General features: G+C 67.5%; 12 protein-coding genes and 1 pseudogene. 9 read left to right on the top strand and 4 right to left on the bottom strand.

All coding sequences use genetic code 11. From position 1 onward, the window contains the following. Both OZ10_RS15830 and OZ10_RS15825 read right to left on the bottom strand, forming a co-directional pair. Positions 1-888 (bottom strand): L,D-transpeptidase (locus OZ10_RS15830; protein WP_039565803.1); only part of this gene is annotated, 888 nt, incomplete at its 3' end. Between the two features lie 241 nt (positions 889-1129). Beyond that, positions 1130-2272: an alkene reductase gene (locus OZ10_RS15825; protein ID WP_068835621.1), complete on the bottom strand. Its 1143-nt coding sequence runs from the start codon at positions 2270-2272 to the stop codon at positions 1130-1132. A gap of 196 nt (positions 2273-2468) precedes the next feature. On the opposite strand from OZ10_RS15825, the gene OZ10_RS15820 reads away from it, so the two are divergent. From OZ10_RS15820 to OZ10_RS15790, 7 genes are all read left to right on the top strand, one after another. Then, positions 2469-3677: an MFS transporter gene (locus OZ10_RS15820; protein ID WP_039406526.1), complete on the top strand. Its 1209-nt coding sequence runs from the start codon at positions 2469-2471 to the stop codon at positions 3675-3677. Positions 3678-3954: 277 nt separating this feature from the next. Continuing rightward, positions 3955-4131: a hypothetical protein gene (locus tag OZ10_RS22705; protein WP_068835627.1), complete on the top strand. Its 177-nt coding sequence runs from the start codon at positions 3955-3957 to the stop codon at positions 4129-4131. 212 nt (positions 4132-4343) lie between these two features. Beyond that, the gene (locus OZ10_RS15810; RefSeq protein ID WP_039414666.1) at positions 4344-4799 is read left to right on the top strand and encodes a PA2169 family four-helix-bundle protein; all 456 of its coding nucleotides are present in this window, start codon (positions 4344-4346) and stop codon (positions 4797-4799) included. 262 nt (positions 4800-5061) lie between these two features. After that, positions 5062-5661, top strand: a complete 600-nt coding sequence (gene thpR, locus OZ10_RS15805; protein ID WP_039414664.1) for an RNA 2',3'-cyclic phosphodiesterase — start codon at positions 5062-5064, stop codon at positions 5659-5661. A 44-nt stretch (positions 5662-5705) separates the two neighbouring features. After that, a complete protein-coding gene (locus OZ10_RS15800; RefSeq protein WP_039414661.1) occupies positions 5706-6311 on the top strand; it encodes an HD domain-containing protein in 606 nt (201 codons plus the stop codon). 63 nt (positions 6312-6374) lie between these two features. Next, positions 6375-6557 (top strand): oxidoreductase-like domain-containing protein, encoded by a 183-nt coding sequence (locus OZ10_RS15795; RefSeq protein WP_039414658.1) that lies wholly within the window; start codon positions 6375-6377, stop codon positions 6555-6557. Positions 6558-6626: 69 nt separating this feature from the next. Beyond that, positions 6627-8000 (top strand): virulence factor, encoded by a 1374-nt coding sequence (locus OZ10_RS15790; RefSeq protein WP_039414655.1) that lies wholly within the window; start codon positions 6627-6629, stop codon positions 7998-8000. A 287-nt stretch (positions 8001-8287) separates the two neighbouring features. On the opposite strand, the gene mprF is transcribed toward OZ10_RS15790, so the two are convergent. Continuing rightward, the gene (mprF, locus tag OZ10_RS15785) at positions 8288-10852 is read right to left on the bottom strand and encodes a bifunctional lysylphosphatidylglycerol flippase/synthetase MprF (protein WP_039414652.1); all 2565 of its coding nucleotides are present in this window, start codon (positions 10850-10852) and stop codon (positions 8288-8290) included. A gap of 298 nt (positions 10853-11150) precedes the next feature. Between mprF and OZ10_RS15780 the strand changes: the two genes are divergently transcribed. Beyond that, on the top strand, positions 11151-11828 hold the full coding sequence (locus OZ10_RS15780; protein WP_139051343.1) for a DUF998 domain-containing protein: 678 nt from the start codon (positions 11151-11153) through the stop codon (positions 11826-11828). 10 nt (positions 11829-11838) lie between these two features. Continuing rightward, positions 11839-12186 carry a RidA family protein gene (locus tag OZ10_RS15775; RefSeq protein WP_039412318.1) on the top strand — a complete coding sequence of 116 codons (348 nt, stop codon included), beginning with the start codon at positions 11839-11841 and terminating at the stop codon, positions 12184-12186. Between the two features lie 366 nt (positions 12187-12552). Here OZ10_RS15775 and OZ10_RS15770 read toward each other — a convergent pair. Next, positions 12553-12930: pseudogene (locus tag OZ10_RS15770) on the bottom strand (class I SAM-dependent methyltransferase); the annotation flags it as partial.

Here is a 12930-nt window from a genome sequence, read left to right as displayed (position 1 = left end):
GGCATCCAGCGCCTGGCCTGCCGCCGCAGCGCTGCCGGGAATGCCGATGCGCATCCAGTTGGGCATGCGATGACCGGGCAGGCCGGGAATGTCGCCCGGCAGGAAGCCCTGGCCGACGATGAAGGCCTGCGTGCCCAGCGGCGCTGCGCCAGGGGGTGCGTACAAGGCCACCTGCGCGCGGCCGATCTCCACGCCGTTGCGGTACACCACCAATTGCTGGTCGGTGCTGCTGATCAGCATCGAGATCGGGCCGGTGGGCGCCAGCGCCGGTTGCCAGGCAAATGCCTGGCCATTGGGGAGCGGCAACACGGGGCGCTCGGCGCCGGTGGTCGGGTCGATCGGGCTGAGCGCACGTGGATGCACCACATCGTCGGCACTGACACCGGCCTGCGCGACCACCACCACCATGCCCATGTTGGAATTGTCGAACAGCAACCGGGCAAATTCCGATGGCAGATGTACGCAGCCATGCGACTCCGGGTAGCCCGGCAGGCCGCCGGCATGCAGCGCCACGCCGTCCCAGGTGAGCCGCTGTTGATACGGCATGGGTGCGGCGTTGTAGAGATTGGAGCGGTGGTCCTTGTCCTTCTGCAGGATGGTGAACACGCCGGTGGGGGTCTCGTGCCCGGGCTTGCCGGAGCTGATGGTGGAAACGCCGATCAGGATGCCGTTGCGATACGCATAGGCGCGTTGCTCGGTGAGGCTGACGATGACGGCCATCGGGCCCCAGCCTTTACTGACACCGCCCCAGATCCATTCGCCCGGCTTGAGCTGGGCCGGCAGGGTGTCGGCGGGACTGGATTGGCGCGCACCCCAGAACGGCACGGCCAGCGCCTGGCCACCGATCAGCAATGTGCAGAGCAGCGCAAATGGAAGAAGGCGGCGCATGGGCGTTCCAGGATCAGGGGCTGCCTGGATGCTAGCGGCGAGCGCTGTGCGCGTCATGTGGCGACGGCGCGCAAGCGGCGTGCGATGCGAACCTGTCGGTGCGGTCCATGCGGCCAAACGGCCACTGCGATGGAGACGGAAAGACAGTGTTCAGGCAGTGCGTGGTGCGCGGACGCTACGCGCCACCGGCCGGCCATCGCCGCGCTGGATGCGGCAATGGCCGGCCGGTGTGCCTAGAGGATCACCCCGGCAGGGCGGGGTAGTCGGTGTAGCCCTTGGCGCCGCCGCCGTACATGGTGGCCTGATCGAGCTCTGCCAGCGGTGCGTTCTCGCGCAGGCGACGCACCAGATCCGGGTTGGCGATGAAGGGGCGCCCGTAGGCGATCGCATCGGCATAGCCGCTGCTGATGGCCTGTTCGGACATGGCGCGGTCGTAGCCGTTGTTGGCGATCCAGGCACCGTCGAACTTGGCGCGCAGCGCCGCGTAATCGAAGGCGATGTTGTCGCGCGGGCCCCCGGTGGCGCCTTCGATCACATGCACGAAGGCCAGGCCGCCGATCAGGTTCAGTCGCTCCACCGCACGTTCGAACAACGGCTGCGGGTCGGAGTCGTGCGCGCCATAGACCGGAGTGACCGGCGACAACCGCACGCCGGTGCGCTCGGCACCGATCTCGTCGGCAATGGCCTGCACCACTTCGACCAACAGCCGGGTGCGGTTTTCGATATCGCCACCGTAGGCATCGGTGCGCTTGTTGGCGCTGTCACGCAGGAATTGGTCGAGCAGGTAGCCATTGGCGGCATGCACTTCCACGCCATCGAAACCGGCGTCGATCGCGTTGCGTGCGGCACGGCGGTAGTCCTCGATCAGCGCGGGGATCTCGTCCAGCGCCAGTGCGCGCGGTTCGGACACATCCTCGAAGCCGTTCTGGGTGTAGGTCTTGCCTTCGGCACGAATGGCGCTGGGCGCAACCGGTACTTCGCCGGGGGGCAGTACGCTGGTGTGCGACACGCGGCCGACGTGCCACAGCTGCAGTACGATCTTGCCGCCGCGGCGATGCACTTCATCGGTGACGGTGCGCCAGCCGGCGACCTGTTCCGGAGTGTGGATGCCGGGCGTGTCCAGGTAGCCCTGACCGAGCGGACTGATCTGCGTGCCTTCTGCCACGATCAGGCCGGCGGTGGCGCGCTGGCCGTAATACTCGGCGGCAAGCGGCGAGGGCACCTGCCCGGCACCGGCGCGGTTACGCGTCAGCGGCGCCATGATCACGCGGTTGGCAAGATCCAGCGCGCCCAGGCGCACCGGGGAGAACAACGGAGATTCAGTGGATTTGGACATCAGCAACCAGTGTTTGGGATCACACGCTAGGCGCGGCGCCACGACCATCGCGGTGCCCCTCAGCGATGGTGGCGCGGCGGGCGGGATTCAAGCGGCGTCAGTAGGACACAGCGTCTTTTGCAATCACCCAAGCGGAGCGAACCGTGACCCACAAGGCATTGGCGCGCCATCGCTGTGACGTGCGGCCTTTCGCCAAATGCTGCATTGCACAATAATAAGCCGCCCCGTCATTCTGGAGTCGGGCATGTCCGATACCGAGCTGTCCGCGCCGCGCGTGCCGCGCCGCGATTACGTGCTGATCCTGCTCGCGCTGGCGATGGGCGGCTTTGCGATCGGCATCAGCGAATTTTCCACCATGGGCCTGATGACGCAGATTGCGCAGGGCCTGCAGATCAGCGAACCGCAGGTTGGCCATGTCATCAGCGCCTATGCCTTGGGCGTGGTGGTCGGCGCACCGCTGCTGGCGATCCTGGGCGCGCGCTGGCCGCGACGCACCTTGCTGCTACTGCTGATGGTGTTCTACGCACTGGGCAACCTGGCCAGTGCGTTGGCGCCCGGCTACCACGCCATGTTGGTGTGCCGCTTCATCGCCGGCTTGCCGCATGGCGCGTATTTCGGCGTCGCCTCGCTGGTGGCAGCCTCGATCAGCCCGCCCAACCAGCGCGCCACCGCCGTCGGGCGCGTGCTGCTGGGGTTGAGCGTTGCGTTGCTGGTCGGCAACCCGCTGGCGACCTGGCTGGGGCAGGTCGTCAGCTGGCGTTGGTCGTATGCTTCGGTCTCGGTCATCGCGCTGGGGACGGTGGCCGCGGTGGCCGCGTTGTTGCCGCCCGCACCGGATGAGCCGCGCCAGCAGCCGCTGCGCGAGCTGCGTGCGTTCAATCGGGCGCAGGTGTGGCTGGCCCTGGCGATCGGAGCAATCGGGTTTTCAGGCATGTTCTGCGTTTTCAGTTATCTGGCGCCGACCCTCACTGCCGTTACCGGCGTGGCACCGGCACGCATTCCGCTGGCCATGGCGGCGTTCGGCGTCGGCGGTGTGCTCGGCAGCATTGCGGGCGGTTGGTTGTTCGACCGGATGCAGTTCCGTGCGGTACCGGTGCTGCTGGTGTGGTCGATCGTGGTCATGTTGACCTTTCCGATGGCCGCGCATGCGGGGCAGTGGGTGTTCGTCTCCATCGTGGCAGTCGGCACGATGGGCGCGCTGGCGCCGGCCTTGCAGACGCGCCTGATGGACGTGGCGGCAGAGGCGCAGACGCTGGCGGCGGCCTCGAACCATGCCGCCTTCAATACCGCCAATGCCCTGGGCCCCTGGCTGGGCGGCATGGCGATCACCGCTGGCTGGGGCTGGACATCCACCGGCTATGTCGGTGCAGCAACCGCGCTCGGCGGGCTGTTGGTGTACGCATGTGCGGTGTGGCAGGAGCAGCGCCAGCGCAGCCTGGCGACCAACTGCTGAGCAAGTGCACCGGGCGGCCGCACGCATCGCCCGGCGTGCACGGGCACGCATCTCGATCGACGGCCTGCTCGCTACGTGCTGCTGCATGCCGCTCATCATCCCCGGCACTCGGCTGACATAGACACGTGGCGCAATGCGTCACTGCAGTGCCGTGCCTTGACGCGCGTGCTCGCTGCCGGAGCAGCGATGCCAACCGCACACGCCAGCCGCATCCACAGCCAACTCACGGTACGCGCCCGAGACTGCGCGCTTGACCACAAGCGAGCAGGACCGCGCCATGACCGACTTCACGCCACCGCCGTGGAAACGCCCCAGTCCGACGTCCAAACGCGCCTCGACGCCATTGACCGATGCCCAGAAGGCAGCCGCAAAACAACGCGCTGAAGCGGCCGGGCGGCCGTACCCGAACCTGGTCGACAACATGTGGGCCAGCCGGCAACCGAAAGGGTCTTGATGCGCCGTTTGCATCGATGAATCGCGATTCATCGGCCGCACGAAGGCGTGAGGATGACGCCCACATTGCTCACATGTCGATTATGGGTGCGAGCCCAGGATGAGGCCGTACACAACGCAAGGCACCGCAATCAACGCACCGATTGCGCTTCTCCCCGAAAGCCGGCGCATTGCACCCCCGTGCAGCGCGGCCCATCCAACAAGGAGCGACACATGAGCATTCAGAGCAAGACCGAGCACAGCCTCAACGACCTCATCGCCATTTCCCGCGACGGCAAGGACTTCTACGATGAAGCGGCGTCCAAGGTGGGCGATGCAGAGCTTGCAACGTTGTTCCGCCGCATTGCCGGCGTCAAGAGCGACATCGTGAGCAGCCTGAGCAGCGTGGTCACCTCGGTGGGTGGCACGCCCGAGCAGCACGGCACCATGGTCGGCAGCATGCAGCAGTTCTACGGCAAGGTCCGTGCAACGCTGGGCGACACCAAGTACGGCTACGTGGCCGAGCTGGAAGAATCGGAAGATCGCCTGCTGAAGGCGTTCGACGAGACCATCGCCGATGCAGACACGCCGGCCGCCGCGCGCGATGCCGCACTGCGTCTGCTGCCGGAAGTGCGTGCATGTCACGACGTGATGCGTAACCGCAAGCACGCGATGAAGAGCGCCGCATAAAACACGGCGCGTCCGAAGTGCATCTGGATTGATGCAGCTCCGGAGTAAATCGATACAGGCGGGAAACGGGTGGCGCAAGCTGCCCGTTTCTTTTTGTGTCCGATGCGAAGCGACAACGCGACAACGCGCGATGGCGGTTCCACGTCAGTATCGCGTTCCACGTTGAAGCCGATGGCAGGCAGCGTATTCGCCGCGCGTCGTGTCTGCTAGTATCCGCCGCCCTTCTTCACCCAGGCCTGCGCAGGCGGTCGTGGACTTACCCATGAAGCAGCAGTTTCTGTATTTGTCATCGGCCGAGGCGCAGTTGTCGCTCGGACTGGGGGAAGAAAAGACGACCGAGCGGCTGTTCTTTGCGGTGATGGCCGATGCGGACACTGCCGAACGCGCGGGTCGCATCAGTGAAGGCCTGCTGCAAGGCGGGGTCGATGGAAAGCCGCTATCACGCGACCGCCTGCATGTGACCCTGCACCATCTCGGTGACTATGCCGGTGGTTTGCCGCCGTCGCTGGTCAGCCGTGCCAGCCAGGCCGCCGACCGTGTGGCCTGGCAGGCGTTCGAGGTGGAGTTCGACCGGGTCGGTACCTTCGGTGGACGGCGGTCGCAACTGCCTTGCGTGCTGCGCGGCGAAGAGCGCGTACGCGGCCTGTACGAGTTGCAGGGCGCGCTGGGCCGTCAGCTGGCGCATGTGGGCATTGCCGGCGATGCGCAGTACACGCCGCACATGACGCTGCTGTATTGCAATCAGACCGTGCCGCAACGGCGCTGCGACGCGCTCGCGTGGAACGTGCGCGAGTTTGCGCTGGTACGCAGCTTTCTCGGCCAGTCGCGCTACCAGCTCGAAGGACGCTGGCCGCTGCGCTGAGCGCCCGTGTGTAGACGCAGGCCCGGGTGCGGTAGCCTGCACGGATGGACACCTCGACACCCCTGCCGCTGCACGCTGATCACCTGGCCGCGTTGGAGCAGGCCTATGCCACGCCGCCGCGCGCCTATCACCACTTCGGCCACGTGCGCGCGCTGCTGCAGCACTATGCCGAGGTCGCCAGCGGGCCGGGCTGGCAACAGCCGGCCGAGGTGTGGCTGGCGGTGCTGTTCCACGATGCGGTGTATCGACCCGGGCGCAGCGACAACGAGGCGCAATCGGCGGCGTGGGCGCTGGAATGCAGTGCGCGCTGGTGGCCGCAGGCCGCCGTGGATCTGCAGCGCGTACAGGCGCTGATCTTGCTCACTGCGCGGCACGGCCAGCTCGAGCCGCAGGATGTGGACCAGGAGGCGGCGCTGTTTTTGGACTGCGATATGGCGATCCTGGCGGCGCCGGCAGACGTCTTCGATGCCTACGACCGGGCGATTGCCGAGGAGTACCGCGGCCATGTCCCCGCGCTGCTGTTCCGGCTCAATCGCCGCCGCTTCCTGGCCGGCCTGCTCAAGCGTCCACGCATCTTTCTCAGCGACTATTTCCACGCGCGCCTGGATGCTGCCGCGCGGGCCAACCTGCTGCGGCGCCTGGGCCGCTGAACTGTCCGCAGCGGGCGGTTCGCATCAACCGGGCGCTGCAGGTGCGCACGCTACAATGGCCGCATGCACGAGCGCGCCGTTTCCACCGCCGATCCACGTCCGCAACCGCCACAGGCGCCGGCCCCCAACGAGTGCTGCGAAAGCGGTTGCCCGTTGTGCGTGCACGATCTGTATGCCGAAGAACTGGCGCGCTACCGCCAGGCGCTGGCCGCCTGGGAAGCCCGGCAATCGCCGCAGGCGCGATAAGCGAAGCGCCACGCTTCGCGATGCCGCCTGGAACGATTATCTTTGGACCACTTTCCGCGATGGTGCGACATGCGACGACTTGAAATGTGGGGCGCGCTCTGCGGCGCGGCGGTGTTGACGCTGTCGGGATTGGCCGCCGCGCAGGCGCCTGAGCCGGTCACTCACGGCCGGTTCGAGCAGGTGCCGGTGCTGATGCCCAAGGGCGAACCGCAACGGGTGGTGATCTGGTTCGCGGGCGCCGGCAATGCCGCAACGCGCCAGGCGCAGGTCGAGGCATTGCGCGACGACGGCGCGATGGTGGCGGTGGTGGATACCGCGCACCTCTACGCGGTGGTGCGCAAGGACGGCGGGGCCTGCGCGTTTTCGGTCGGCGACGTGGAGAATTTCTCTCGCTATGTGCAGGCCTTCTATCACATCCCCACCTATCGTCTGCCGCTGCTGGTGGGCGACGGCGAAGGCGCGGCGTTGGCCTATGCCATCGGCGCGCAGGCCAAGCCGCATGTGCTGGCCGGCGTGCTCACCGATGGCCTGTGCCCGGCGACGGTATCCGACCAGGCGATCTGCCAGCCGGGCGTGCGTCCGGGCAGCAACACGCTGGTGCCGTCGCCGCTGCAGATTCCGTGGGTGCTTGCCGGCAGCCAGGACAAACGGTGCCCTGCGGCGGCCGAGGCGGCCTTCATCAAGCAGATCCCGCAGGCGCGCACCTTCACGCGCTCTGCCAAGGGCGACATCCTGCCGGGCCTGCGCGCTGCGGCGCGCTCGCTGGGCGAGCAGAAGGGCGTGGCGTTGCCGCCGCCGCCCGGTGGCCTGGCCGACCTGCCGGTGGTCGAGCTGCCGGCCAAGCCGGACGGCGACAGCGACGACGACACCTTCGTGATCTTCGTTTCCGGCGACGGCGGCTGGGCCGGACTGGATGAAGAAGTGGCCGACGCGCTGGCCGCGCAGGGCATTCCTGTGGTTGGCCTGGATTCGCTGCGTTATTTCTGGACCGAGCGCACCCCGCAGGGCTTTGCCACGGATCTGGACCGCATCGCGCGGGTTTATGCGCAGCGCTGGCAGCGCAAGCGCGTGGTGCTGATCGGCTTCTCGCAAGGTGCCGATGTGTTGCCGGCGGCGATCAACAAGCTACCCGCACAGACCAAGCAAAACATTCGCATGACCGCGCTGTTGTCGGTGGGCAAGCTGGCCGACTACGAATTCCACGTCAGCAACTGGCTGGGTTCGGACGACGAGGGCCTGCCGATCGCGCCGGAGGTGCAACGTCTGCCCGCCAGCACCACGGTCTGCATCTACGGCCAGAACGACGACGACGCGCTGTGCCCCAGCCTGCCGGCGCAGGCGGCCACGCGGGTGGCGCTGCCGGGCGATCACCATTTCAAGGGCGATTACGCGACCCTGGCCAAGGTGATCATGGAGCAGTTGCACGCGCTGTCGAAGCCGTAAAAGAGCAGGGCATCTGTGGGCTGGTTCGGCCCGACGCCGGGCCGACGCAGGCCGGTAACCCGGTCGTCGCCGTTCGGTTCGGCCTCGGTCCAGCCTGGCAGGCCCTCGGCATTTCTTTCCGTAACCGACACCAATCGCTGGCGCTTGCGCGGGTGCCGGTGTGGGACCTTATGGATGCCACGCCAGAGCCTGCATGGACGGACTTGCGGCGTGCCCCACGCCGGTACGCGTGCAAGCGCCCGCAGCAGACCAAAGCATTCGCGTAAAACCGCAGGTATCGAGCGGCCTTACTCGTGCCGGCCCGGATCCACCGAGATCAAGCGGGTGACATCCAGCAATGCGGCCGGCAGATGCATGCCGCCGGGCGCCACCAGATAGCGCGGGCGCCAGGTCGGGGCGAACTTCGACTTGAAGCGGCGCAGCCCGCTGAACCCATAGAAGCGTTCGCCATGGCGTGCCACCAGGCTGGCGAAACGGTTCCAGCGGCCGGCCAGACGATGCTCGGCCAACCCGGACAATGGCGCCATGCCCAGCGAGAAGCGCTTGTAGCCGTTGGCCTGGCCCCACAGGAACAGCTCGATGAACAGGAAGTCCATCGTGCCCTTGGGGGCTTCGGCGCTGTGCCGCATCAGGTCCACCGACAGCTCGCCGCCGGCCGGCGCCCACCACACGTTGGCGAAGGCCACGATCCGGCCTTCTGCCTCGGCCACCGCCACCGGAAAACGGCGCAGGTAGTCGGCATCGAAGCTGCCCAACGAAAAGCCCTTTTCTTCGCCGGCCTTTTCGTCCAGCCACTGCTCGGACACCTCGGCCAGGCGCGGCAACACCGCATCCACCTGGTCGGGCTGCAGCATGCGGAAGGTCAGCCCGCCGCGCTTGCCGCGGTTCCAGGCCTGGCGCAGATCGGCGCGGTCGCGGCCCTCCAGGGTGAAGTTCTCCAGCGGCACGATCGCCTCTTCGCCCAGCTTGACTAGGGTCATGCCCATGTCCAGGTAGGTCTGCCAGTATTTCTCGCCCACCTGATAGAACACCGGACGCAGGCCCATGTGGTCGGCCTCTTCGCGGAAACGCCAGATCAGTGCGCGCGCCACTTCAGGCGGGCCCACCGGGTCGCCCATCGAAATCAGCGACCCGCCATAGCGCTGCATCATCACGAAGCCGCGGTTGCCCTCATCGAACAGGAACGCCTTGTCGCCGGTCAACGCCAGGCAGGCCTGGGTGTCGGTGCTGGTCTCCAGGATCGGCGCCAGCGCCTGCAGGGCCTGCGCATCGGCAGGCGGCATCGGCCGGCGGCCGCCGCGCAGCAACCGCGCCATGCCGAACATGATCACGCCCACGCACAGGATCAGCGCCGCGCGCAGCGCACGCGGTGCATTGGCCGAGGTGGCGAACTCCCACCACAGATCGTTGCTGTATTCGACGTGGCTGTAGACGAAGAACAGCAGCCAGAACGTGGCCACCAACACCAGGCCCAGGTTGCTCAGCCAGCGCCAGGACCAGGCTTCGTCCAGCAGCGCGCCCTGGCGGTAGAACTCGCGGCGCGCCGCCCATAGCGCCAGCGCGGCCAGTGCGGCCGACAGCGACATCGAGATATGGCTGCCGCGCAGCAAGGCCAGCGGCGGCACCAGCACGCACACGCCCAGCGCCAGCATCCAGGCCGCGTGACTGCGGCGCTGCAGGCCCTGGCCGATCAGCAGCAGCATCATGCCGCCCAGGCTGACCAGCAGATGCGAGGTTTCGATCAGCGGCAATGGCGCCACTTCCTGGCGCGCACGCGGGGTGGGCAGGGTGCCGTCGATCATCAACGCCGCGCCCACCGCAAACACCGCCAGGGCCAGGATCTGCGGCAACCACGGGCGCAGCGCCTTCCACACCGTGCGTGCAGTACTGGCACTGGCGCGCACCGGTGCGCCCAGCCCCGAGGCGGCGGCCATGGCCACCGAAATCAGCAGCGGCACGATGTAGTAGGTGACGCGGTACGCCAGCGCTGCGGCCAACACGGCGGCCGGCGTCACATGCGGCAGCAGCTTGAGCAGGCTCCACTCGAACACGCCCAGCCCCGCCGGCACGGTGGAGATCAGGCCGGCGACCACCGCCACTAGCCAGATACCGATGAAGCCGAAGTAGCCGGTGCCCGGGTCCGGCGGCAGCAGCACGTAGAACGCCGCGGCGGCCAGGCCGAGTTCGACCACGCTCAGGGCGGTCACGCCGAGCACCGTGGTGCGGTCGGGCAGCCAGAAGCGATGGCTGCGGATGCCGAATTCGCGGCCCTGTCTGCCCACCAGTACCAGCATGGCCACATATCCCACCAGCAAGGCGATGCCGGCGATGCGGATGGCGTCGGCGGTGATCGGCAAGGCGCGCGCCGCCGCTTCCGGTTCCAGCATCAGCGCCAGCCCGAGCAGGACCCAGGCGCCGAAGATGAAGCCCAGCGTGCTCATCAGCACCACCTGGCCGATCTCGGCCAGGGTGAGCCCGACGCTGCCGTAGCCGCGCAGACGCACGGCGCCGCCGGTGAGTGCGGCAAATCCCAGGGTCTGGCCCACCGCGTGCGCCATGAAGGCGGTGATGCCCACCCGCGCCGGATGCAGCCGCTTGCCGGTGCGCTTGAGCCCCACCCAGTCAAAGCCCACCAGGCATGCGTAGCTGCTCAACCCCAGCAGCAGCGTCAGGGCGATCTGCCCCGCACCCAGCGCACGGAACGCCTGGCGGATCTGGCGATACCCGTGGTCGGTGAACTGCGCCGACAGCGCATGCAGCGCCATCGCCAGGATGGCCAGGCTGATGATGACCGGCAGGGCGCGACGCCAACCGCTGGAAGGCGCTTCGGTAGACACGGGGGTATCCGTCATGAGGGCAACGGGATCTGCATAAGAGGGAGGGAAGACGCATGCACGAGATGTGCCGCGGGCGCGGTGGGTCTGCATGGGCCGGACGGTTGGAGAAGCATGCAGCGTGATCGCGTCAGTGCCGAAACAGGGTGAACGCACGGCGCGATCGGGCCGACACCTGTCGGCGCAGGCCGGCCGCGCGCATCATAGGGCAAAGGCACACGCAGGTGCCGCAGGGGACGCAGATGCACTGCACCACAGTTGGAAGGCAGACAGGCTACTGATGGGCAGTCCGGACCTAGGCGCGCCGGCGGCGCCCATGTCGGCGGCAACGTCGCCGCCGCCGCACTGGAGCGGCCTGGCCGGCGCGCTTGCCGCCGGCGCCGGCAGCGCCTTCATTGGCCTGGTGGTGCTGCTGCAATGGCTGCGCGACGACCTGTGGTGGATCGATGCGCAACTGAGCGCCTATCTGCACGGATCCTACGGCCTGCTGCTACGCACCGCGTATTGCCTGCTGGCGGCGGCATTGGCGTGGCTGGCGGCGGGCGTTTACGCGGCGCTGGCACCGGTGGCACGCAGCCGCACGGTACTGGGCCTGTTCTGGTGTGCGGCGCTTGGCCTGTGCGCGGTGTCGATCGGCGACAGCTGGATGCCGCAGCTGGCGCCGGATGCGGCACCGATGGTGCACGTGCTGTCGGCGGACGCCACGTTCCTGTGCGTGATCGCTGCGGTCTTGCTGCAATCGTGGTATTTCCGCCGCGATCGGGCGTGGCGCGCGCATTTTGTCGGCGCATTCGCGTTGGGCTGGGCGGCGTTCGCGGCCTTGCTGTTCCATGTCACGGTCAGCGGCGCGCCACTGGGCATCAGCCAGAAGATCGCCATCGCGCTGATCGTGGTCTGGATGGTGCGGGTCGGACTGTGGCTGCGGCACGCCGCGCGGGATAGGGCTGCACGCCTCGCGCATTCGCGGGACAATGGCCGGGTCCACCAACCGTAGGAAGTCAGAAATGCTGCAGCGATTCGATGCGGGTCCGCGTATGTCCGAGATGACCGTCCATGGCGGCGTGTGTTACCTGGCCGGCCAGATTGCCGAAGACACCAGTGAAGACATCACCGGGCAGACCCGCCAGGTGCTGGGCGAGATCGACAAGCTGCTGGCGCTGGCCGCCAGCGACAAGACCAAGATCCTGCGCGCCGAAATCTACCTGGCCGACATTGCCGATTTCGACGGCATGAATGCCGCCTGGGACGAATGGGTACCGCATGGCTTCACCCCGGCGCGTGCCACCGTCGAGGCCCGGTTGGCGCGGCCGGAATGGAAAGTGGAAATCGTGATCACCGCCGCGGCCGGCTGATCGCACGATTCGCCGCGGCGATCAAGCGGCTGCACGGGGCAAGGCGCCGCCCCGTGCACGGAAACGCGCATGCACTGCGGTTCCGAGTGCGTGCCGCCTCCGGTCCCTCGGGTGCTGACTGGTCTGCGTCCTTGGCCGCGGGTGATCGCGCACGCTGCTTCGCCGTCCAAGGTGAAGCAGGTTACGCGAGGCGTGGCATGCGGCAGGGAGCTAGCGGCCGGGCGAAGATCCATGCCAATGGCGGCGTTGTCCGTCAGTACGACCGCGATCATCTGAACTTGCAGCCCAGACAGGTTGGGGGGCACGCACCGGCAGCCGATGCCTGCGACGCCAGCCATCACCGCCTTTACTAACCGCCGCGGACGATCAGCGCTTGACGAAGCGGTAGTGCGCCACGCCCCATTCGCGGCCCTGGTCGTAGCCGAACAGTTCCGCGCAGGCCAGCCAGAACATGCGCCAGCGCTGCCACCAACGCTGCGCGTCGTCGCCATAGGTCTGGCGCAGCAACGGCATGATCTGGTCGCGGTGGCGGTCCTGGTTTTCCAGCCAGGCATTGGCGGTCTTTTCGTAATGCTCGCCCGACAGCACCCAGCGCTGTTCGATGACCACGTCCTGCTGAAAATGCAGCAGCGTATCGGCTGCCGGCATCAGCCCGCCGGTGAAGAAATGCCGCCCCATCCAGTTGTCTTCGCCGGCCACTTCGAACGGGTAGGCCAGATCGCGGTGGCAGAAGATATGCACGAA

The organism is Xanthomonas cannabis pv. cannabis (assembly GCF_000802365.1).
In the GTDB taxonomy this organism is placed as follows: domain Bacteria; phylum Pseudomonadota; class Gammaproteobacteria; order Xanthomonadales; family Xanthomonadaceae; genus Xanthomonas; species Xanthomonas cannabis.
Note: the sequence above shows the minus strand (reverse complement) of the source record. Positions and strands in the feature narration are given on the sequence as shown.

Excerpts from the sequence above, each read along its gene's own strand:
- OZ10_RS15810 (WP_039414666.1), top strand. The coding sequence starts at position 4,344 with ATGAGCATTCAGAGCAAGACCGAGCACAGCCTCAACGACCTCATCGCC.
- OZ10_RS15775 (WP_039412318.1), top strand. The coding sequence starts at position 11,839 with ATGCTGCAGCGATTCGATGCGGGTCCGCGTATGTCCGAGATGACCGTC.
- OZ10_RS15825 (WP_068835621.1), bottom strand. The coding sequence starts at position 2,272 with ATGGTCGTGGCGCCGCGCCTAGCGTGTGATCCCAAACACTGGTTGCTG.
- OZ10_RS15800 (WP_039414661.1), top strand. The coding sequence starts at position 5,706 with ATGGACACCTCGACACCCCTGCCGCTGCACGCTGATCACCTGGCCGCG.
- OZ10_RS22705 (WP_068835627.1), top strand. The coding sequence starts at position 3,955 with ATGACCGACTTCACGCCACCGCCGTGGAAACGCCCCAGTCCGACGTCC.
- thpR (WP_039414664.1), top strand. The coding sequence starts at position 5,062 with ATGAAGCAGCAGTTTCTGTATTTGTCATCGGCCGAGGCGCAGTTGTCG.
- OZ10_RS15820 (WP_039406526.1), top strand. The coding sequence starts at position 2,469 with ATGTCCGATACCGAGCTGTCCGCGCCGCGCGTGCCGCGCCGCGATTAC.
- OZ10_RS15790 (WP_039414655.1), top strand. The coding sequence starts at position 6,627 with ATGCGACGACTTGAAATGTGGGGCGCGCTCTGCGGCGCGGCGGTGTTG.
- OZ10_RS15795 (WP_039414658.1), top strand. The coding sequence starts at position 6,375 with ATGCACGAGCGCGCCGTTTCCACCGCCGATCCACGTCCGCAACCGCCA.
- mprF (WP_039414652.1), bottom strand. The coding sequence starts at position 10,852 with ATGACGGATACCCCCGTGTCTACCGAAGCGCCTTCCAGCGGTTGGCGT.
- OZ10_RS15780 (WP_139051343.1), top strand. The coding sequence starts at position 11,151 with ATGTCGGCGGCAACGTCGCCGCCGCCGCACTGGAGCGGCCTGGCCGGC.